Origin of the sequence: Paenibacillus sp. IHBB 10380 (genome assembly GCF_000949425.1) — a bacterium.
In the GTDB taxonomy this organism is placed as follows: domain Bacteria; phylum Bacillota; class Bacilli; order Paenibacillales; family Paenibacillaceae; genus Paenibacillus_AQ.
Window position 1 is genome coordinate 4,070,799 of sequence record NZ_CP010976.1, and the last position, 19,961, is coordinate 4,090,759.

At 41.9% G+C, this 19,961-nt stretch carries 24 protein-coding genes; 4 read left to right on the forward strand and 20 right to left on the reverse strand.

Annotated features, from left to right (window positions below):
• Positions 1-4 precede the first annotated feature (4 nt).
• From gatB to UB51_RS18540, 13 genes are all read right to left on the reverse strand, one after another.
• On the reverse strand, positions 5-1,444 hold the full coding sequence (gatB, locus tag UB51_RS18480; protein WP_044878552.1) for an Asp-tRNA(Asn)/Glu-tRNA(Gln) amidotransferase subunit GatB: 1,440 nt from the start codon (positions 1,442-1,444) through the stop codon (positions 5-7).
• 27 nt (positions 1,445-1,471) lie between these two features.
• A complete protein-coding gene (gene gatA, locus UB51_RS18485; RefSeq protein WP_044878553.1) occupies positions 1,472-2,932 on the reverse strand; it encodes an Asp-tRNA(Asn)/Glu-tRNA(Gln) amidotransferase subunit GatA in 1,461 nt (486 codons plus the stop codon).
• A gap of 30 nt (positions 2,933-2,962) precedes the next feature.
• Positions 2,963-3,250 carry an Asp-tRNA(Asn)/Glu-tRNA(Gln) amidotransferase subunit GatC gene (gene gatC / locus UB51_RS18490; protein WP_044878554.1) on the reverse strand — a complete coding sequence of 96 codons (288 nt, stop codon included), beginning with the start codon at positions 3,248-3,250 and terminating at the stop codon, positions 2,963-2,965.
• A 741-nt stretch (positions 3,251-3,991) separates the two neighbouring features.
• The gene (locus UB51_RS18495) at positions 3,992-4,375 is read right to left on the reverse strand and encodes a hypothetical protein (protein WP_044878555.1); all 384 of its coding nucleotides are present in this window, start codon (positions 4,373-4,375) and stop codon (positions 3,992-3,994) included.
• A 343-nt stretch (positions 4,376-4,718) separates the two neighbouring features.
• Positions 4,719-5,504, reverse strand: a complete 786-nt coding sequence (locus tag UB51_RS18500) for an ABC transporter permease (protein ID WP_044878556.1) — start codon at positions 5,502-5,504, stop codon at positions 4,719-4,721.
• Positions 5,501-6,418, reverse strand: coding sequence for an ABC transporter ATP-binding protein (locus tag UB51_RS18505; RefSeq protein WP_044878557.1), 918 nt, complete (start codon positions 6,416-6,418; stop codon positions 5,501-5,503). The genes UB51_RS18500 and UB51_RS18505 overlap by 4 nt, the downstream gene beginning before the upstream one ends.
• Positions 6,418-6,612 (reverse strand): PLDc N-terminal domain-containing protein, encoded by a 195-nt coding sequence (locus UB51_RS18510; RefSeq protein WP_044878558.1) that lies wholly within the window; start codon positions 6,610-6,612, stop codon positions 6,418-6,420. The genes UB51_RS18505 and UB51_RS18510 overlap by 1 nt, the downstream gene beginning before the upstream one ends.
• Before the next feature lies 1 nt (position 6,613).
• Positions 6,614-6,838 carry a hypothetical protein gene (locus UB51_RS18515; protein ID WP_044878559.1) on the reverse strand — a complete coding sequence of 75 codons (225 nt, stop codon included), beginning with the start codon at positions 6,836-6,838 and terminating at the stop codon, positions 6,614-6,616.
• Positions 6,835-7,173 carry a YxlC family protein gene (locus tag UB51_RS18520; RefSeq protein WP_044878560.1) on the reverse strand — a complete coding sequence of 113 codons (339 nt, stop codon included), beginning with the start codon at positions 7,171-7,173 and terminating at the stop codon, positions 6,835-6,837. Before UB51_RS18520 ends, UB51_RS18515 begins: the two co-directional genes overlap by 4 nt.
• A gap of 2 nt (positions 7,174-7,175) precedes the next feature.
• Positions 7,176-7,697, reverse strand: coding sequence for an RNA polymerase sigma factor SigY (gene sigY / locus UB51_RS18525; RefSeq protein ID WP_044878561.1), 522 nt, complete (start codon positions 7,695-7,697; stop codon positions 7,176-7,178).
• A gap of 247 nt (positions 7,698-7,944) precedes the next feature.
• Complete coding sequence (locus UB51_RS18530) at positions 7,945-8,571, reverse strand: MBL fold metallo-hydrolase (protein WP_044878562.1); 627 nt, start codon at positions 8,569-8,571, stop codon at positions 7,945-7,947.
• Between the two features lie 6 nt (positions 8,572-8,577).
• On the reverse strand, positions 8,578-9,144 hold the full coding sequence (locus UB51_RS18535; RefSeq protein WP_044878563.1) for a thioredoxin family protein: 567 nt from the start codon (positions 9,142-9,144) through the stop codon (positions 8,578-8,580).
• A 2-nt stretch (positions 9,145-9,146) separates the two neighbouring features.
• Positions 9,147-9,758 (reverse strand): undecaprenyl phosphate transporter UptA, encoded by a 612-nt coding sequence (locus tag UB51_RS18540; protein WP_044878564.1) that lies wholly within the window; start codon positions 9,756-9,758, stop codon positions 9,147-9,149.
• Between the two features lie 206 nt (positions 9,759-9,964).
• Here UB51_RS18540 and UB51_RS18545 point away from each other — a divergent pair, with 206 nt between their 5' ends.
• Positions 9,965-10,276 (forward strand): hypothetical protein, encoded by a 312-nt coding sequence (locus UB51_RS18545; protein ID WP_044878565.1) that lies wholly within the window; start codon positions 9,965-9,967, stop codon positions 10,274-10,276.
• Between the two features lie 278 nt (positions 10,277-10,554).
• Here the strand turns inward: UB51_RS18545 and UB51_RS18550 are convergent, their stop codons facing one another.
• The 5 genes from UB51_RS18550 to yyaC all read right to left on the reverse strand — a co-directional run bounded on the left by UB51_RS18550 (position 10,555) and on the right by yyaC (position 16,476).
• Positions 10,555-12,621, reverse strand: a complete 2,067-nt coding sequence (locus UB51_RS18550) for an O-antigen ligase family protein (protein ID WP_044878566.1) — start codon at positions 12,619-12,621, stop codon at positions 10,555-10,557.
• A 201-nt stretch (positions 12,622-12,822) separates the two neighbouring features.
• A complete protein-coding gene (locus UB51_RS18555) occupies positions 12,823-13,992 on the reverse strand; it encodes a class I SAM-dependent methyltransferase (protein WP_044878567.1) in 1,170 nt (389 codons plus the stop codon).
• Positions 13,993-14,073: 81 nt separating this feature from the next.
• Positions 14,074-14,724 carry a DUF6483 family protein gene (locus UB51_RS18560; protein ID WP_044878568.1) on the reverse strand — a complete coding sequence of 217 codons (651 nt, stop codon included), beginning with the start codon at positions 14,722-14,724 and terminating at the stop codon, positions 14,074-14,076.
• Positions 14,725-14,935: 211 nt separating this feature from the next.
• Positions 14,936-15,727 (reverse strand): alpha/beta fold hydrolase, encoded by a 792-nt coding sequence (locus tag UB51_RS18565; protein WP_044878569.1) that lies wholly within the window; start codon positions 15,725-15,727, stop codon positions 14,936-14,938.
• Positions 15,728-15,960: 233 nt separating this feature from the next.
• Positions 15,961-16,476: a spore protease YyaC gene (gene yyaC / locus UB51_RS18570; RefSeq protein WP_044878570.1), complete on the reverse strand. Its 516-nt coding sequence runs from the start codon at positions 16,474-16,476 to the stop codon at positions 15,961-15,963.
• Between the two features lie 176 nt (positions 16,477-16,652).
• Between yyaC and UB51_RS18575 the strand changes: the two genes are divergently transcribed.
• A complete protein-coding gene (locus tag UB51_RS18575) occupies positions 16,653-16,880 on the forward strand; it encodes a DUF1128 domain-containing protein (RefSeq protein ID WP_044878571.1) in 228 nt (75 codons plus the stop codon).
• Between the two features lie 84 nt (positions 16,881-16,964).
• Here UB51_RS18575 and UB51_RS18580 read toward each other — a convergent pair whose 3' ends face one another.
• Positions 16,965-17,699 carry a pirin family protein gene (locus tag UB51_RS18580; protein ID WP_044878572.1) on the reverse strand — a complete coding sequence of 245 codons (735 nt, stop codon included), beginning with the start codon at positions 17,697-17,699 and terminating at the stop codon, positions 16,965-16,967.
• Positions 17,700-17,874: 175 nt separating this feature from the next.
• The gene (locus UB51_RS18585) at positions 17,875-18,876 is read right to left on the reverse strand and encodes an asparaginase (RefSeq protein ID WP_044878573.1); all 1,002 of its coding nucleotides are present in this window, start codon (positions 18,874-18,876) and stop codon (positions 17,875-17,877) included.
• A 231-nt stretch (positions 18,877-19,107) separates the two neighbouring features.
• Here UB51_RS18585 and UB51_RS18590 point away from each other — a divergent pair, with 231 nt between their 5' ends.
• Both UB51_RS18590 and UB51_RS18595 read left to right on the forward strand, forming a co-directional pair.
• The gene (locus UB51_RS18590; protein ID WP_044878574.1) at positions 19,108-19,365 is read left to right on the forward strand and encodes a GlsB/YeaQ/YmgE family stress response membrane protein; all 258 of its coding nucleotides are present in this window, start codon (positions 19,108-19,110) and stop codon (positions 19,363-19,365) included.
• Between the two features lie 52 nt (positions 19,366-19,417).
• Positions 19,418-19,837, forward strand: coding sequence for a YtxH domain-containing protein (locus UB51_RS18595; protein ID WP_044878575.1), 420 nt, complete (start codon positions 19,418-19,420; stop codon positions 19,835-19,837).
• Positions 19,838-19,961: the final 124 nt, after the last annotated feature.

The window sequence follows — 19,961 nt, forward strand, 5'->3', positions numbered from 1 at the left end:
TCTATCAGCGACTTAATACATCAACAAGTAATTTATTAACCAAAGCTGGGTTAGCTTTCCCCTTACTTTCTTTCATAACCTGCCCTACTAAGAAGCCGATCGCTTTCTGCTTACCGGCATTATAATCCTCAATAGATTGTGGATTCGCTACAACGACTTGCTCCACAATGGTCAGAATTGCTCCCTCGTCACTAATCTGTACAAGACCTTGCTCTTCTACAATTTGTGCTGGAAGCTTACCGCTTTCGATCATTTCTTTAAAGACCGTTTTGGCAATTTTGTTGCTGATCGTCCCCTTCTCAATAAGACCAATCAACTCGCCTAGACCTTGTCCTGTAATTCTAACTTGTGAAAGTTCTAAATTGCTACTGTTCAGATATCCTAATACATCACCCATGATCCAATTAGATACCGCTTTGGCATCCTTCGTATAATTCAGACTTTCTTCAAAGAAATCTGCAAACGTTTTGGTCGAGGTTATGACAGCTGCATCGTAGCTAGGCAAGCCATACTCTGTTGTATAACGTTCTTTACGTGCATCCGGCAACTCTGGAATAGTAGCACGAATGCGCTCTTTCCACTCTTCGTCTATGAGTAACGTCACGAGATCAGGATCTGGAAAATAACGATAATCATGCGCTTGTTCCTTACCCCGCATAGACAGTGTTTTTCCTTGTGTTTCATCCCAGCGTCTTGTTTCCTGCACAACCACTCCGCCATCATCCAAAATCTCAGCTTGGCGGAATTGTTCATATTCCATGCCCTTCTGTACACCACGGAAAGAGTTCATGTTCTTGAGCTCCGCCCTCGTGCCAAATTCCTTTTGTCCGTAAGGACGAAGACTAATATTGGCATCACAACGAAGCGAACCCTCTTCCATCTTCACATCAGACACTTCGCAATATTGCATAATAGCCCGTATCTTCTCAAGGTAGGCACGAGCCTCCTCCGGTGAAGAAATATCCGGCTCCGAGACGATCTCAACAAGAGGTGTACCTACACGGTTAAAGTCCACCAATGATGCATACCCCCCATCGATATGAGTGAGCTTACCTGCATCTTCTTCCAAATGGAGACGAGTTATTCCAATCCGTTTAGTCTCTCCGTTCACTTCAATGTCGATCCAACCATGTTCTCCGATCGGTTGATCGAATTGTGAAATTTGATAAGCCTTAGGAGAATCGGGGTAAAAGTAGTTTTTGCGGTCAAATTTACTTCGATCCCCAATGGTACAGTTAAGTGCCATCGCTGCTTTCATAGCATAGTCTACCGCTTGACGATTAAGAACAGGCAATACGCCTGGATGACCTAGACATATTGGGCAAGTGTGAGAGTTAGGCGGTGCTCCGAAAGATGTGGAGCAGCCACAGAAAATTTTGGACGCTGTATGTAATTCGACGTGAACTTCCAGTCCAATTACCGTTTCATACTTGGATGTAGACATGATTATTCCCCCTCCTTGTCTCTTGAATTATGACAGCTCTGGTCGCTGTGTATGATATTCCGTGTTCTGTTCGAACGCATGAGCTACCCGCAGCACGGTGGATTCGTCAAAAGCTTTACCAATAATCTGTAAACCTATAGGCAATCCATCGGCAAATCCACACGGAATGCTGATCGCAGGAACACCTGCAAGGCTAACCGGAATGGTAAGGATATCGTTAAGATACATCGTAAGTGGATCATCTACCTGTGCTCCCAATTTGAATGCAGTTGTTGGAGCTGTAGGTCCAATAATAACATCATATTTCTCAAATACTTGATCAAAATCACGTTTAATCAATGTACGGACTTTTTGCGCTTTTAAATAATAAGCATCATAATATCCCGAACTAAGTGCATAAGTACCTAGCATAATCCGACGTTTAACCTCTGGTCCGAATCCTTGACTCCGTGACTCATGATAAAGATCAAGGAGATTAGCGGGATTATCCGAACGAACACCATAGCGAACGCCATCAAATCGTGCCAAATTCGATGATGCTTCAGAGGATGCAAGTAAATAATAAGTAGCTACAGCATATTCTGTATGTGGTAATGATACTTCTTCCCACACTGCCCCAAGACCTTCCAGGACTTTCAATGCCGCCAGTACCTTCTCTTTGACAACCGTATCGACGCCTTCGCCTAGGTATTCCTTAGGAACGGCAATACGTAGACCTTTGACATCTCCAGTCAAGGCATTTAGATAATCAGGAATCTGAACATTAGCCGATGTAGAATCCATTTGGTCATAACCCGCAATAGCTTGAAGGACATATGCAGAGTCCTCGACATTCTTTGTAATCGGTCCTATTTGATCTAGTGATGAAGCAAATGCAACTAGGCCAAAACGTGATACTAAACCATAAGTTGGCTTCAATCCTACAACGCCACAATAAGATGCAGGTTGACGAATGGACCCCCCTGTATCAGAGCCAAGGGTGAAATAAGCTTCACCTGCTGCTACGGAAGCAGCTGATCCCCCACTTGATCCACCAGGTACATATTCTAAATTCCAAGGATTGTGAACCGGATGGAAGCTAGAATTCTCGTTAGATCCACCCATAGCAAATTCATCCATGTTCAATTTACCGATAACTACAGCATCTGCATTACGAAGCTTACTCGTAACAGTAGCGTCATATACCGGATTAAAATTACTTAGAAATTGACTTGCACAGGTTGTACGGATGCCCTCGGTTACGATGTTGTCTTTAATACCCACAGGTAAACCGAACAAAAGTCCACGATCCCCACCTGATGCTAATTGATCATCGAGCTTCCGCGCAGTTGTCCTAGCCCCTTCTTCATCCAGCGTAAGGTATGCCCCTACTTGGCTATCCCGTTCGCTAATCGTCTTGAATGCCTGATCCACCAAATCGGTAGGAGACAATTCTTTCGAATGCATCTTGTTATGTATTTCAGACAATTTATAATCAAACAAGCTCACAACTTATTCCTCCTCTCTATAATGAGACAACTATTCCAATACTGCTGGAACTTTAAATTGGCCTTCTTCTTCCTCTGGTGCATTCGCAAATACCTTATCAAGAGGCAGACTATCACGCACCTCATCTTCACGCATAACGTTGCTAAGATGAAGAACATGGGTTGTTGGTTCAATACCCTCTGTATTCAGTCCATCCAGCTTTTCTGCATATTGAAGAATCGCATTCATCTGCTCTGTAAATACCAACTCTTCTTCAGAACTCAAATTGAGTCTGGCAAGCTTGGCCACATGCTGAACATCTTGGGTTGTTATATTCATATCATTCATTCCTCCCTAATTTTTCTCAAGTAGTACAGGACTAGCACTAAAGCTAGTACTTGAAAAACAGCGATGCAGGAAGACCGCTACGATGACGGATTATTCTTACGATCGCTGTTGCCCTCAGATTTCTTGATTGTATAGTGTCTATAGCGGTAGAAATCCGATGGCAAAGGCGAACGCTATCGCTTCTACAGAACAATTCCGTCCTCTTTGCTCCAACTCTGCACAATCCATTATTTTCTGCAAGCACTGCTTTTCGTGTTGAGCCAATACAGAATTAACTTATTACGCCTTTAGGATAATGTTTATAATTATAGGGTAGAATCTCCGACAATTCAATGACGACCGGTTAACATATTCAGCCAAGTAGCTACGACTTACCGTCTTTATTCAAGGACGGTATCCGTGTCTACGAAATATAAGGATAAACGATTTCGCCTTCCCAAATGGATCGCGTTGATAGATGACCGCTACGCGGATGGATTGTCCTTCCGATCGCTGTTGCCCCCAAATTTTTTTGAATCTACCGCTCTTTGCGGTGAAAATTCAGGGGCAAAGCGTATGCTTCCGAAGTAGCTTTCCAAAGGAAAGCTTTTAGGCGAACGCTACGCTTCTCCACGACAATTCCAGTATCGAAGCTACCATCAGTATAAATTTCGAATTTTATACAAGCACTGATTATAAATTAGATCCTTATACTTTCTAATATAAAAGAAGAGTCGGCATAAGCCGACTCTTCTATATCCAGGCGCGAAGATTAACTTGTTTGATAAACTCTGCCTGTGTTAATGCTTCCGTCGAGATCATCTCGCTCTCCTCGACAGACTCCAGATCGCCGTTCATCACATGATGAAATAGCTTCTCGTTATATGTCGCTAATGCATAATCAATTAGCGCTTCCTGTGTTGTCCGTTCCGCCTCTTGCTCCATAAGCCGCTCTTCCAGCTCTACATCACCACTAGGTACAAAGAAATTGCGATTGACCTTGGGCATACGAATAATATAATCAAAACCATTATCCGGGTTGCGATCATAAGCGATTAAATAACCATAATCTCCTATAGGAAGATTCTGCTCAAAGGCGTCCGCGACAATGACAATTTTTTCCCCTATATTTAACATCTTCTACCTCCTAGATGTCTATAAATGCGTGTTCAAAAAGTCGACGATTCAGCACCACAGCTTATGCTTACGATGCCGCGTTTTTTCAAAACGCTTCAGAAGGTGAGCTCAGACCGAAGAAGGAGTAGCGGAGTTACACGTTTTCTAAGAAAACAACTTCGTAAGCATACGCTAGCAAACCTACATGAGCAACGGACTTCGAGGGTTGAACTCAGATTCGATGCCGAATATTCTTCTAGCATTACTTCGTGATCAATGGATGACTTTTTGAACAACCTCTATAAGATAATTTATAGTCTACTAAAAAAAGATAGTGGTGTCTACGGTAAGCTATGAAGAGGAATCAGTTGCTAGTAGGTAGCTCGCGCCTTTGGAGTAGATGAGACGCACTGAGAAGCGAAAGAATAATGATACCTACTGTGATCAAACAGCATACAACAACTGTAGAAACGGGAAGCCCATTCCCAATCAATGCCTCTGCAGCAAGGGATGTGAGACGCGCTGGACTCCAGGTAAACCAAGTAGGAAGGATTCCATGTAAGAGAGAAAAGAGGCCTAGAATAGTTAAAGTCACGAAGGCCGCAGGAGCTCCTCGTAGAACGGTACTGAATAGAAGCGTAAACGTGATCCCTAGCATAAGCCAAAGACCAAACAATCCAAATGATGCTACAGCACTCTTCCAAGATAATGATCCTATCATTTGATAGGTGTAAAAGAATGCTGCTATATATCCAATACCAAAGGCAAGGAGTAGCTGTGTACATTGAGCAAACCATTTGGCAATAATGATAGAAACCGACGAAATAGGCCTTACCATGATTAATTCCGCAGTACCCCCGTAACGTTCTCCAGATACACTATTCATACCTGCAAGTACGAGGACTAGAATGCCCATTGTGCTATATTGACTCAATACTTGAACCATAACCACTGACGACGTTGGGATCTCATAAAATGAGAGCATCTCAGGTGGGACTCCCCCCGACATCTGCAATATATCTGGCATAAAAACGCTGATGATCGGTTGCATGATCCCTAATATTGCAAAGACAACAGGTATCCAGAGCAGTTTAAAGCTGCGAGACATTTCTAGCATTTCTTTTCGATAAAATATCCATGTACCTCTCATTGCTCACTCACCACTTTCACAAACATATCTTCTAAGGAAGAGCTCCCTACTTCGAATTTCACTAGAGGGATGTGATTCTCTGCAGCATCTTTCATTAGCCAATCTCTTGCAGACCGCAAGTCATGAACCGTTAATTCTGCAATGTCTCCTTTCATATCTACCTGATTCACAAAAGGTTTGCTCTTTAAAGAATCAAGCCATAACAATGCATCGCGTTCCCGCTCCACTTGTACAATCACAAGGGGCTGACGATATTTCTCTCTTAAAGATGTAAGAGATCCCTCCTCAGCTAAGTGCCCCTTCGTCATCACGAGGAAATCATCACAAATTTCCTCTGCATCATGTAAAACATGTGTTGAGAAAAGAACGGTTGTTTCTTCCTTTATTTGACGAAGAAGGTTAATCACTTCTCTACGTCCAATGGGATCGAGAGCAGATACGGGCTCATCCAGTAACAATAGTCTCGGCTCGTGAACAAGGGCCTGCGCAAGTCCAAGGCGTTGTTTCATCCCTCCGGAATATCCAGATATCCGACGTTTAGCTGCATCTTGTAAACCTACCCTCTCCAGTACGGCTTCAGAACGGATGGCTGCTTCCTTGCGTTCCATTCCACTAAGTTCAGCCGCAAAACGAATATATTCTCGCCCTGACATCCAGCCATAAAATGTAGGATGCTGAGGCAAATATCCAAGTGACATACGGTAATCCGCAAGCCCCTTACGCTCACCAAAAGTTATATCCCCTGAGGAAGGTTGAAGAAGTCCTGCAAGCATACGTAATGTCGTTGTTTTACCTGCACCATTTGGTCCAAGTAGAGCCACACATCTCCCTTGTTCCAATTGAAATGTTAACCCTCTAACTGCATTTTCTTTACCGAAATTTTTGGTCAGTTCTGTTACTCTTAGTAAACCCATTACACATCTTTCCTTCCAACAACAAAGTAGAGGATACTTCCAAACATATTCAGCAATACAATAATAAAAACCCACATCCACTTAGGACCGCGAACCTCTTCTGCTCTGGATAAAGAGATTAAACCGATCACGGCAAGCACAAACTGGAGAACAAAGATCGGCAGAATCAATGGCCAATAAGCAAGCAATTCCATATTATTCATCCTTTCTTGCATGGGATTTCTTACGCTCATCAGGAAGTCGAACGAAAAAGAGGTATATCAAGAGGGGTGTAGGTATATTAGTCAAGCCCCATAACCCCCATAACCAGCGCCATTTCCCCCGTTTGCCAGCATCAAGAAACATCCATGTTCCTTGAAGAAGAAGAACCAGTACAAGAGGTACGATGATCCATAAGGGAATCTCCTTAAGCTCTGTCATCCTATTCCCTCTTTTCTCCGCTGAATGGCAAAGTGTATAACGATAGCAAATGCTACAATAAAACTTCCCCCTTGAATAACCCAAAGACTCCAAGGTGCCGAGTATACTAATAACGTTCCACTGCCAACTACAAATAAGGAGACTAACCAGAACAATAACAACTCTACCATCATGAACTTTCGGCGCCTTTTCCAGCGTTCATTAATGTGATCTTTCAAATGTTCTTTGGATGGTATTGAAGAAGGGTCCAGTATATGATCCATTCTGTCTAAACTTTGACGTAATTCGATTAGAAACGTCTCTTCCTCTGTTCCTTTCTCATCATTCCAACCCATAGTTATCTCATCTCCTCTCTTAATTGACGAACACCTTTGGCAACTCTTGATTTAACGGTTCCTGAGGGAATAGCGAGCATATCGCCAATCTCCTCGTAGGTATAGCCATAATAATGCTTAAGTAGAACGGATACCCGATGCTCCCTAGATAATCCTGCTAAAGATTCCAGTACGTCGCTCCATTCTTCGTTCCTACTCTCAAACTGCCACCGAATTCGGCGGATTCCTTGTTCCTTAAAGAGCCAATTCTTCTCTCTCTTTTTACGTCGCATTTGATCCATATATATACGAGTACCTATCGTCATCAACCAAGAAGAGAATGAGGAAGAACCATCATAAAGACTTATCTTCTCGATACAACGGAGTATTGTGTCTTGAGCCAGATCCTCAGCCATAATGGGATCCATTGTGACTTTGACTAAGTATTTATATAAAAAGGAGTAGTGTTCATGTATCAGCTCTGCTAGAACTTCAGCATTTCCTTGCTGTGCGAGTTTAATTTGATTCCGTTCCTCTGTCCTCATTTTCCACACCCTCTTCCATCAGCGACAGGTATAATACGAATAGGTTGAACATTTCGTTCATTTCTGTTTTCAAAAAAAAAATCCACAACAAAATAAAACACGCAAACCGGGATTCATCCTCAGCTTGCGTGCTTTTGTTGGGTAAAGCTACATTTATTAACTACAATTGTATCAATATTCACGGGTCTTGTACAGGTGGAATTTGCCGACTGCTGTCGTTATCCATTGATGTTGGGTAATCTTCGTATTAAACATATGGATTGTTAGAGCGCTCATAGCCAATTGTAGTACGAGAACCGTGTCCCGGATAGACCTTCACTTCGTCATTTAGCTTAAATAATTTATTGTGAATGGAGTCCATTAGATCTCGTTCTCGTCCGCCATAAAGATCTGTCCTACCCACACCTAATCGAAACAGTACATCTCCAGCGAAAAGATCATTGCCACAGAGTAAGCTTACACTTCCTGGTGAATGACCCGGTGTATGGTATACATCGAAACGATGCCCAATTAATTCTAGTTGCTGACCTTCTGCTAGGTCATACTCTGCAACATCAGTAGAGAGGGGTTCAGTCACCTGTGGCCAATTTAACGATCCGTTCAACTTCGATGAGGTTAACCATTCACTCTCCAAGGCATGTAGATAAACTGGACATCCTTTGAGCTTGCGAATCTCGTCTACTCCTCCCATATGATCGAAATGGGCATGAGTAAGCACGATGGCTTCAATTTCTAGATTTAGATTATTCATTCTAGTGATTAATGCTCCGGGGTTCATTCCAGGGTCAATAATGATCCCTTTCCCCTCTTCATTCCTGAGTAAATAAGCGTTAGTCTGCAATGGGCCTAAGCAAAAGCTTTCTATTGTTAACATATATAATTAGAGTCCCGATATTAATTCGCGCAGTTCTTTAAGAATCGCTGCACGAACATCGGCTCCTTCCCCATAGGCTTCCTTCATTTGAGAACGAACTACAGTCATTTTGTCAGCATAGTCCGGAGCTTCACGATCTGAATTATCTTTCTTGAAATCAATCATGAACTGTTGTACATGCTTAGGTCGAGGTCCCCATTGACCTAGTACATGACCCCCGGTATCTAGAAAGATAACAACGGGTACGGATCTTCCACCCATTGTCAGAAATTGATCCATAACATCAAAGTTTTCTTCAAGGATTAATATTTCGGTAGGGATACCTGCTGTCTCTAGAGCATGAAATATAACAGGTGCATTCTGGACGACATCTCCACACCACTCTGCCGCAAGAAAAAGCACACGAAGATCATCACGATGATTCAGACTTTCAAAAAACTCACGATCTTGATCATTCTCCCAAGAAAACTCATCATAATTAGCCTGAAATGCCTCCTGGTTACGTTGCATCCCCTCCATAAAACTCTTAGGTGAGATGCCTGTGTTAAATTTATTAGCTAAATTAATACTCATGATTATGCTCCTCTCTTACGTCTGGATTGGGTCCACTTCACAAGAACATACACAATTAATAAAGCAAGTGCAATTAAAAGAATAGGCATAATATAAGGTGCGGCTTCCTCATCAATAGTCTCCCATTTATCACCTAATACAGTTCCAAGATAAACGAATAGGATAGACCATGGAATAACAGCCAACGTCGTTAATAAAGTGAATTTCCCTAAATTCATTTTAGATATTCCTGCAGGAATAGATATAGCATGTCGTACTATTGGTATAAATCGTGCCGTAAAGATAACACCTGTACCATATTTTTTAAACCATTCCTCTGAGGCATCGATCTGTTTCTTATGAATGAAGATATATTTTCCATACTTCTCAAGTACAGGTCGACCGCCATAACGGCCAATCCAATAAACAAATAACTGCGCTATGACCCCACCAATGGTTCCAAATAATACAGCTCCCCAAAAGTTGATTCTTTCGGTTGATACAAGATATCCACCATAGGCAAGTACGATTTCACTAGGTATGACTTCCAACATTAGTCCAAACATGATCCCGAAATAACCTAAACTTTGCACCCAGTGAAATAGTTGACTAACAATCTCCGTAATGAACTCCACTCTGGCCCTCTTTTCTCAATGTATTCTGATATATTGTCCAAATTGAGCTAAGGTCTACGCGTTTACGCTCGTTTAAGTCTAGCTCCTATACCATCTATATTCTATTCTAGCATACGGTAAGACATAACTTCTACTTGCCCAATTGCTGAGTCAGAGGTGTCTTTCGTCTAAGCTACTGCATAAATTATAAAAAAGGAGTGAGATCAGTGGCCCCCATTCCCAAAGCTAAAGATGCAACACTCCCTACCCCACGGGGTATTCGTAGAGCATGTAAAAAAGAACTATATCGTGCAATCAAACGAATGAAAATACACATCTCTGACAACTTACTCAAACAAGGTGAACAATTGTATTACCATAAGGTCATTGGGAATCTAATCTGGATTCATGAGAACCACAGCAACCGAAAATTGTTATGCCAATGGTGGGAGCGTGAAGTAAGCGAAGAGCTAGCCACGCTATGGGAAATAGATCAAGATAAGCTAAACCATGCATTCCGTGACGGCTTCGGAGGATAGGTTCATGTACACAGATTAACCCTCTCACAACTACTTTAAGAGGTTGTTCATAAAGTCAGCTATGGTGCTGAATAGTCGGCTTTTTGAACTCGCACTTAAACGTAGGGGTGGAGGGGCTTTGGTGTGGTCAAGGGGAGGATGGAGCATCCATGGCACACTTTGGGGCCGATTCTGGAATACGTGTAGAGAGGATACTCCGAAGAAGCTCAGAACAAATCATACGGACGAAGTTATATATGATACTTCTCATGAAATCTCCAGACATGAAATTATGGGCCTCATTGAGTCTGAGCAAGCATTGCCAACTTATTCCCCCAATTTGTCGCTGCATCCGTAAGCTTGAAATCTCGATCATTGCGGTACCCCTCATGTTGATTAGCCTCTTCTAACAGCTCCTGATATTTCAGATACATTTCCGTGCCTGTCTCTGCCAAGAGTCGTGATTCATAGATATTACCTTCATGACGTTGAGTTTGGGATAACTGGTATATCGTCTCCAAACTCTGGCTCCATTTATTCACATTATATGGATCTAAGGATAACCCCTTATTCAGCCATTCTATATATAAATTAATGTGTCCCACGGCTCCATACGCCTTGGACATCTCCCATACTAACCGTGGATGATTAGGAGCATAAATCAGACTATTCCTAAGTACTTGTATCCTCTCTTGCTCCGTTGAAGCTCGTTGAACCAAAGCGAGTGCTGTCTCTACATTCGCAGGGTTCCATTGTAATGAAGCACGAAGCAAAGCCTGAGAGGACGACTTATGGATAGTATGTGAAGCTTGTCTATATAATCTAGCGCCCATTTCCCCTCGTAATGCTAAAGTAGTCAATCCCACTGTTGTAACTAACCATAAACCAATCATAGCAACCGGAATTATTCTTGATCGAGGGTGTCGGTATACTATAGGTTCTACGTTAGGTTCTGAGTAATCATCTGACATAGCACGGGCTGCCACTCCCCATGCCATTAACCAAAATAACAATATCCAGCTGAGACTATAACTCCAATCGAAATCCACGGCACTGTGTAGGACCAAAACCAAGTATGAAGGAAGTAATACTCGGTTGTTCTTCAACAGCGTCGTCCCTATTGCCAGTAGTAAAATCATCACGATGATTATCCCTAACAGTCCTGTATTAAGTAGCATATCTAAATATCCGTTGTGCACTTCACTTCCTACATACGGCTGCGATTGAATGGCTGGGTATGACCATCGCCAAGTGTATCCTCCCTGTCCAATCCATGGGGACTGCTGCACTAGTCTCCATGCATCACGATAGATGATTCCACGTGCTGAAACCGTGCCAAAATTCGCGGTCAGTCGCTCCTGCACGGTCGTCCAGACGGCGAGCACTCCTATCGTCCATAGTGCTGCACCGATGATGAGAGATGTAATGGCGTGGGCGCTCACAAGGGAGTGGCGGCTCTGCCATAGCCGCCATAACCCTAGGCCGGCGAGTACACTGCCTGCCCACAGCCCGGCCAGCCACATCAGGCCGGGCCCAAGTGGTGGAGCCAGCTGAACGTCCGTCAGCTGGCGGTAGAGCACAGCCGCGCAAGCCACCGGCGCAGCGGCAAGAAGGAGCGGCGGCGTGAGCCTCCGCCGCTCTAGCACTAAGCCAGCGGCCGCGGCGAAGCCGGCCGCGAGCCAAGCCCCGCGCGACTCACTGAGGAGCAGCGCGGCGGTGTAAGGCAGCAGCGGCATGATGCCAAGCAGCACGCTGCGGGCAGATGGGTGCCGCTGTACGAGCGGCGCTAGCGCAAATAGCCGCTCCAGAAGGAAAGCGGCCATAATAGCTGCAAATGTGTTAGGATATTGCAGCAGACCAGCTAATCTAGCTCCCGTTGCACTAATTCCTAAATTATCTGTATGAATAATACTAAATGGGATATCTATGACTCCATACACCGTTAATAATGCTGACGAGGTTAGCAATGCCCCCATCATATGCCACCCTACTCGAAGAACAATCTTCCCCTTGTCTATGCACCCAATACTATAGGCGAGAATCGCGAAATGACTATACAAACCCCACTTCATGAATTCAACTACAGTACCTTGCAGTGAAAGGGGGCCCATAAATACGTGAAATAGATACAATCCCATTATGACAAATGGACATATTAGAATCACCTTCATTAACAGGTTAGGAACATGCCACTGCCCCCTATTTCTCTTATTCAATATCGGAACGACTATAATAAAACACACAATACTCAAGCAGAGTAGAATCGGATATAAATCTACAGCAAAGAAGACACCTGTTTGGAGACAACACGCAACGCCAACGATTATAACAGCAATATAGGACAGATTTAATCTCCAGCTATTCATAGCATCATTCCCTTTCAGCCATTCCTCCCATCATTATGACCCTAAATAACCACCATTTAACCTAAGATACATCCTCTTTCCTATGCAAAAAAGAACTAAGGTCGATGGGGTTGAAGTTTATCTTCACGCTAATTGCGTAAGTAAACAACCCCTTCTACTTTAGTTCAATCTTTAGAGATATTAATTCAACATGAATTTATATCATTTATCAGAAGGTAATAAATCTGCACATACTCGCTCTAAGTACGGTGAAATTTTCAAGAAATCTCGAAACTCTGTGTACTCTTTCCACAATTGTTCACGATCCCCACTGTCACCTTTGACCGCACGAATCAATATGTTCTTAGGCGTATGTTCCATATCGATAAATTCTAGAAGCTGAGTACGATACCCCATAAGATCTAACAATTTAGCTCGGACGCCATCTGTAGCCAGCGAAGCAAAACGTTCTTTCAATATACCGTGCGATAAGAGCGGGTTCAGAACAGGATTCTGGACTTGATTGAACAATTCATGCTGACAGCAAGGTACGGACAGAATAACAGATGCATCCCAGCGAACAGCTTTTTCCAATGCCGCATCTGTAGCTGTATCACATGCATGAAGCGTGATGACCATATCCACCTGTTCCAATTCATCATAGTCAGCGATATCCCCAACAAGAAATTTCAAGTTACTGTAGTCTAGCTTCTGTGCAAGGTTGTTACAATGCTCTATGACATCTGCCTTAAGATCCAACCCAACGATATTCAATTCTCTTCGTTCCTGTATTGCTAAATAGTGATATACCGCAAACGTTAGGTACGATTTGCCGCATCCAAAGTCAACAATGGTAAGGGGGCGTCCTTCTGGCAGACTAGGAAGTACATCCTCCACCATCTCTAAGAAACGATTGATCTGTTTGAACTTATCGTATTTACGAGCAAGTACTTTACCCTGATCATTCATAATCCCTAGCTCCACTAAGAAAGGAATGGGTTGTCCTTCTTCAAGTACATACTGTTTTTTACGGTTATGGGCCAAATCTACTTCACTTTTTGACGCAGACTTCGTAAGAATAGACACTTTATATTTCTTACTAATTAGAATCTGATAATCAGCTTCCGGTGTGCATATCATACCTTGGCGAAACGTTTGTTCGAAAAGCTCTAACATGATCCCTTCCGCTTCTTCCGCGGGTACATTCTTATGAACAACCTTATTGCTGTAATGATAGGCAAATTGGTAATAAAGCACTTTTTTCAATTCCACTGGCTTGATCTGCACTTTATGGTAAGAGTCATCATCCCGCTTACGAAGCTGGCTCAAAGTTGCTGTAATTAATGAAGATTCCTGAACGATCTGCTGTAACAATCTGCGTAATGATTCCAAGAGGGTACATCTCACTTTCTATTCTTTAAATTATCTACTTTGGTACCTTATCATACCCATTGCATATATCCAAATAATTTCTTAATTCATCTTTAATTGCATTGCTTTCATGCCATCCACTACCTCTTCACGAGGCAATCTACCCTGTTCCAACTTATCATCATCTACTTGCATTAACCGTTCATAGAAAGAGACTCCCTCCATAGGATCTATTTCTCCTTGATCTAAAAGACGGTACAGCACATTCTCAGCCTCTGCATACTTACCTTGCTTATCTAAATAGACAAATAACAGTTGATCGGTCCCGGAGGGTAACCGATACTCCTTAATCCGTTCAAGTAATCCCTCGATCTGATGATGTAGATCAAATAATTCTCTATTTGCACCATAGTTATCCGCATATAAGAACAAATGTAATGACTTCATGAACCGAGTCAATCCTTCATCACTTTCGCCCATATCTGTATAAATCTTTCCTTCCTCTTCTAACAGTCGAGCTACACCTTGCATTTTGTCCGACTCTAGAGTATCTCTGAACCGGAACATGTCTATGAGGTCTTCCTTAGAAAGTGAATTTAGTAGGCGGGAGTTCAATCTGAAATCCTTACCTAATAATTCATCTATTTCCCAAAGGGCTTCTGTAAATTTACGTTGTTGTCTAAGGACGAATACCTTAGCCACCATTTGAGTCATATCCTCTACTAACCGAAGAATGTAATCTTTACGAAACATATTCATTCCTCCTATGGCTTACTAATTTACATATACCACCCTTTTATTCTTCTCGATTGTACGTCATACACGTAGGCAAATCCAGTTATCTATATAATGAACTATAAGGGTTTGTCTTTAGCTCATTTTATCTATGTCATCCGCTCATCAAAAAAACCGGAAGCATTGGGCTTCCGGTCTACTTTAATATATATGGAAGTCTAAGTTTACACTAAGACTTCACTTTCTCTAAGTAGGACATGATGATATCCGCTAACTCTTCAGGTGTCTCTAACATACTCATATGCCCTGCACCAGCAATTGTCACTTGTGTTACATTCGGATGATCTACAGTGAATATCTTATCTGGCGTTATCACACCATCTTGCTCACCTGCGACCAAAAGGACCGGAAGCACAGTAGCAGATAGAACATCTCTGCGATCTGGACGTTCTCGCATAGCCATCGCAACGCCTGATGCTCCTTGTGGCGGTGTCTTATAACCAATCTCCTTCACTCGTTCCACAAGCTCTGGACTGGACAGTACATGATCTGGAGCAAAAAGATTAGGAACTAAGCTATCTACAAAAGCTGTAATCCCTTCATTTTGAATCGTACTGACCGCATTCATACGCTTCTCTTTCCCCTCATCACTATCTGGGTAGGTTGTTGAATGGATCAGCGAGAAACCATCGAGTCGTGAGGCATATCTTTGAGCAAAAGATAACGTAATATATCCACCTAGGGAATGACCTAAAAGTGTGACTTTGGGAATATTTAATTCATCTAATAAATTCAGGAGATCATCAGCCATTTGTTCAATTGTATAAGCACCCATAGGAGCGTCTGAACGTCCATGACCACGCAAATCTGGCATGATACACCGATACTTAGCTGACAATATCGGAGCTACTTTTTCCCAGTATTCAGAACTTCCGCAATATCCGTGCAAAAGCACGATAGGCTCTCCCTGTCCTTGTTCTACATAACAGATGATATTTCCATCGCAGTTTACTTTTTCCATTATCATATCCTTCTTTCTTTGTATGAAGACTGAACGATTAATTTCTGTTCAATCTTTCTCATTATGTACAACGATGGAACATGTTAAAGGTATATATAGAGTGAGTGAATATATATTATTAATCTAAATAAAACCTTTTGAACCACGAATAGGCTAATTATATAAAAAAACTAAAGACGAACTCTTACTCTTAATGAATCAACAACTTTTTTTGAAGGGGCGTAAACTATCTTTCAATCTATATATTTAATAAGTTTAAAACCCTTGGCAATCGATAAGGATATCTGTTCTGCCATCTTCATAACATGATAAAGAGACGTCATCTGCAATGTCGAGTATGGCTTAGGACCCTTTATATTTACTACTGCAGCTACACTATAGTGTCCTACAGGGGGCAATGAGATACCCACAGATTCTGCTGGAATAAGGGGCTGTTGTGAGACAAGATAAGATCCTACACTCCCAGCTTGCCCCAGACAAGCGTCAATGGCAATCACAATATGGTCCGAGGGGATTTCCTCGAAACGTGCCTTCAGATTATAAGCATCACAGGGTAAAGCTAGTGTACCCACAACATTTGGAACTCCATAGTCTACCAATTGACTGCCCACAAGTGGACCGAGGGCATCCCCTGTAGATCGATCTGTACCGATACATAGAAAAGTAATTGTATGTAACGAATGTTGCTCATAAATATGTTCAAAAAATACAGCTAATTGCTGCTCGTTCATCTTTTCACGCTCACCCATGTCTTTCCTTTATCCTCCTTACATCAATCTTTCCACTCTATTATTTATCATGATTGTACTCTGAAGTAACTAAATTTAAGAACGCATTCGATAAATTTTTAAGTAAAATGGTGGATTGTCTCCTAAGCATGTTACAATATAGTAAGCAATTTTGTGTAGAGAGGATGTTTATTATAATGGATTTAAGTCATAAGACTCCAGAGAATATTGAGTTCATGATTGAAGAAATTAAGACAAAGTTACGAATGGCTAGTGGAGCAGCAATGCAAGCAAGTGCATTTTCTGTAGACCAATATGAGGATATTCAAGATATTTATAACCTAGTAAGAACCAATAACAATTTGAGTATTTCAGAAGTTGAAGCACTTGTATCTGAACTCGGTCGATTACGCCGCCAAGCATAAGAACAATATAATGCCTCCTGCCTCCCCGCTTGCAATAAGCGAAGGGTAAGCAGGAGGCTTTATTTGTAGTGCAAAGATTCTAGTCTAGGGTAGGTCTATAAGAATAAATTCTGATATTCCTTCACAACTACTACCTTTGATACGAAGATCACACGAATGATGAATTCGAGCTGCATCTCCAGGCTCTAAATGAAATGTACCATCATCACAACTGATTTCCAAGTGACCTGAGATAAGGAATAAGTGGGTTCTTCGCTCTTCCTTCTGTGGAAAGATGATTTCTTTACCTGTCTCAAGATAGGGTAAGTAAATGGATACATCTTGATGGATGTGCAGGGGTGTTTGACTTCCACTTGATGTAGTACCATGCCCCACTACAACCGGTTGAAGTTGATTCCTTCTCATTTCTGTCGGGAATCTTTGATGCTCCCATGTCGATTGTAGGTTAGAACTTGTAGGTAGAAACCACATTTGCAAAAATCGTACAGGCTCTGTCATCGACGGGTTACTCTCGGAATGATTCACACCTGTCCCGGCACTCATAACCTGTACAGTACCCGCATCTAATAAATACTTATTTCCCAAGTCATCTTCATGTAGCAATGTCCCCGAGATAACATAACTTACAATTTCCAAGTCATGATGCGGATGCTTCTTGAAGCCTTCTGTTGCATTCAGTTGATTGTCATTATGTGCCAGCAAACATCCGAAATGTGCATTGCTTGGATCATCGTAATCTGCAAAGGAAAAACTAAATTCACTATGAATCCATCCTCGCTCCGAAGTGTGACGCTCTGCTGATGTTACGACTTTAATCATGTTCATCCACCTCCATGTTTTTCATGAAGCAAACTTCAGTTTGCCCGCACGAACAAAGAAATTAATTTCAGCTTTAATGGTTAAGGTAAGTTAATCAAATTTGATACTTAGTAATTACCCCTCCATTCAAAACTTCAATCACTCCAAGCATGGGTGTCCCACGAATGCACAACCGTTAAGTATTTAATTGGAATACCGTTTTTGCGTACCCGACTTTCTTACCTCCATCATTATAAATATCCTTCATATAATGTTGCTTCAGTAGCTCGATGGTCTTGGCTCCTGAATATCCAATCTGTTCAAGAATACTTTCAACGATAAATGCCCATTCCTCTTCTGATCCATCTAACACTTTGAATGCGATACCTATCTTTTCTTTCTTAAGTCCGAAACAATAGACGCCTTTGAATCCTCCCTTTGCGACAATGTTATCATCTTGTAATATTAGAGAATCCACACGGCCCGTTCCACCAACCATCTCTGGATACAAGTTCATCGCACGTGTAATGATGCGAGCTGCCTCCCGCGTAGGCTCATCTTCAATACGTTCCGGACAAGCTAGCTTCATATACGCGGTAGCTAATGCAGATAAGGGAAGCGCAAACACTGGCAACCCACAACCATCTACTCCAATTGAAATGTCCTCCCGTTCTATTGCAGCTAAGTTAGCAAGGGTACCGATAATTTCCTGTTGTAAGGGGTGATTGACCTCCGCATAGGAATCTAATGGATAACCCTTCATTGCACTATAAGCAAGTAAGCCTAAATGTTTACCTGCACAATTATGGAATAATTTACTTTTATTTCTATTATGACGCAGTACGTCTTCTTTACTCTGTTCATGTAATGGGTAACTTGATGCACAGACCATCTGTGAATCCTGAACTCCAACTTTACCGAGTATACCCTCTAAAGTTTCTATATGATAAGGTTCTCCGATATGGGAAGCCGTCATAATAGCAATTTCTTTGTCGCTTAACTTATAGTAATCAACTATGCCACCTCGGATCGCGGGGATAGCTTGAAATGGCTTAGCTGATGATCTAGTAAAGGTTACAAAGTGAGGATCACCAGCAGAAGCTATGACCTTTCCTTGCTCATCTACAATGCTTATATGTCCACTATGGGCGCACTCCATAACGCCTTCACGGTATTCTTCAACGAGTTTGGTTTCCATGATGCGTGTTCTCTCCTTCAATTCTTAAGTATCATATCTCACATTCACACAACAACTTATTCAGTATAGTACAAAGATGATATCATTTATAGATAGTTAGAACCAAATTTATCCCCTTTCAAGTGCCATGCTGGAGAGCTAGACTGTTTCATAACCTGCACTGTAGTTTAAATATCAAGTAAGCAAGTGAAACACTAATCTTCTAACAAGCTTAAAAGGAGGTAACATGATATGTGGGGTATCTTAATTAGTATAGTAATGGCAATCATTATTGGATTCATTGGTGATGCAATAGTAGGTAATAACATGCCAGGTGGCATTCTCGGTTCTATGATTGCCGGTTTCGTTGGTGCTTGGATAGGAGCTTCTCTATTCGGAAACTTCGGACCTCAACTCGGTGGATTCGCAGTTATTCCAGCCATATTAGGTACAGCGATCTTCGTTTTTCTTCTCGGTCTACTTAGTAGAATATTTAGACGTACTACCTAAACATAGGTTATAGTTATATATATCCAAATAAAATTTAAGGAGTGTTGTAATTATGAGTCAAACAGAAAAAGATCAGCCGGTGCAAAGTAGTGGTGGTACTTTCTTTAAAGGAGCCTTAATTGGTGGTTTAATAGGTGCAGCAGCAGCCCTCTTGTTCGCTCCTAAACCTGGGAATGAGTTACGTGAAGACTTAAGTGACAAGTTAGCACTTGTAACAGATAAAACGAAAGAAGTTGCGGGTACGGTTACCGACAAAACAAAAGAAATGGCTTGTGCTGTTACTGACAAAGCTACCGAAATTGCGAGAAATGTTTCTACCAAAACTTCTGGTATAGCTACGACTGTAGCTGAAAGTACTAGCCATATCGTAGATAGTGTTAAAAGTGCTTCCGCTGATGTTGCTAAAGACGTGAAGGATGAATCCAAGGAAGTTTCTATGGAAATTAATAAAGAGCTGAATCCAAAGGTTTAATAAACGATGGGTTCACGTAAATAGCCAGCTCTTATAGCTGGCTATTTTTGTGCCAACTTACGGAAGATCCAAGCGGTTAAACCTCAGATAGAGAGGCAACTACTCAATAACTAAAGCAAAAAGC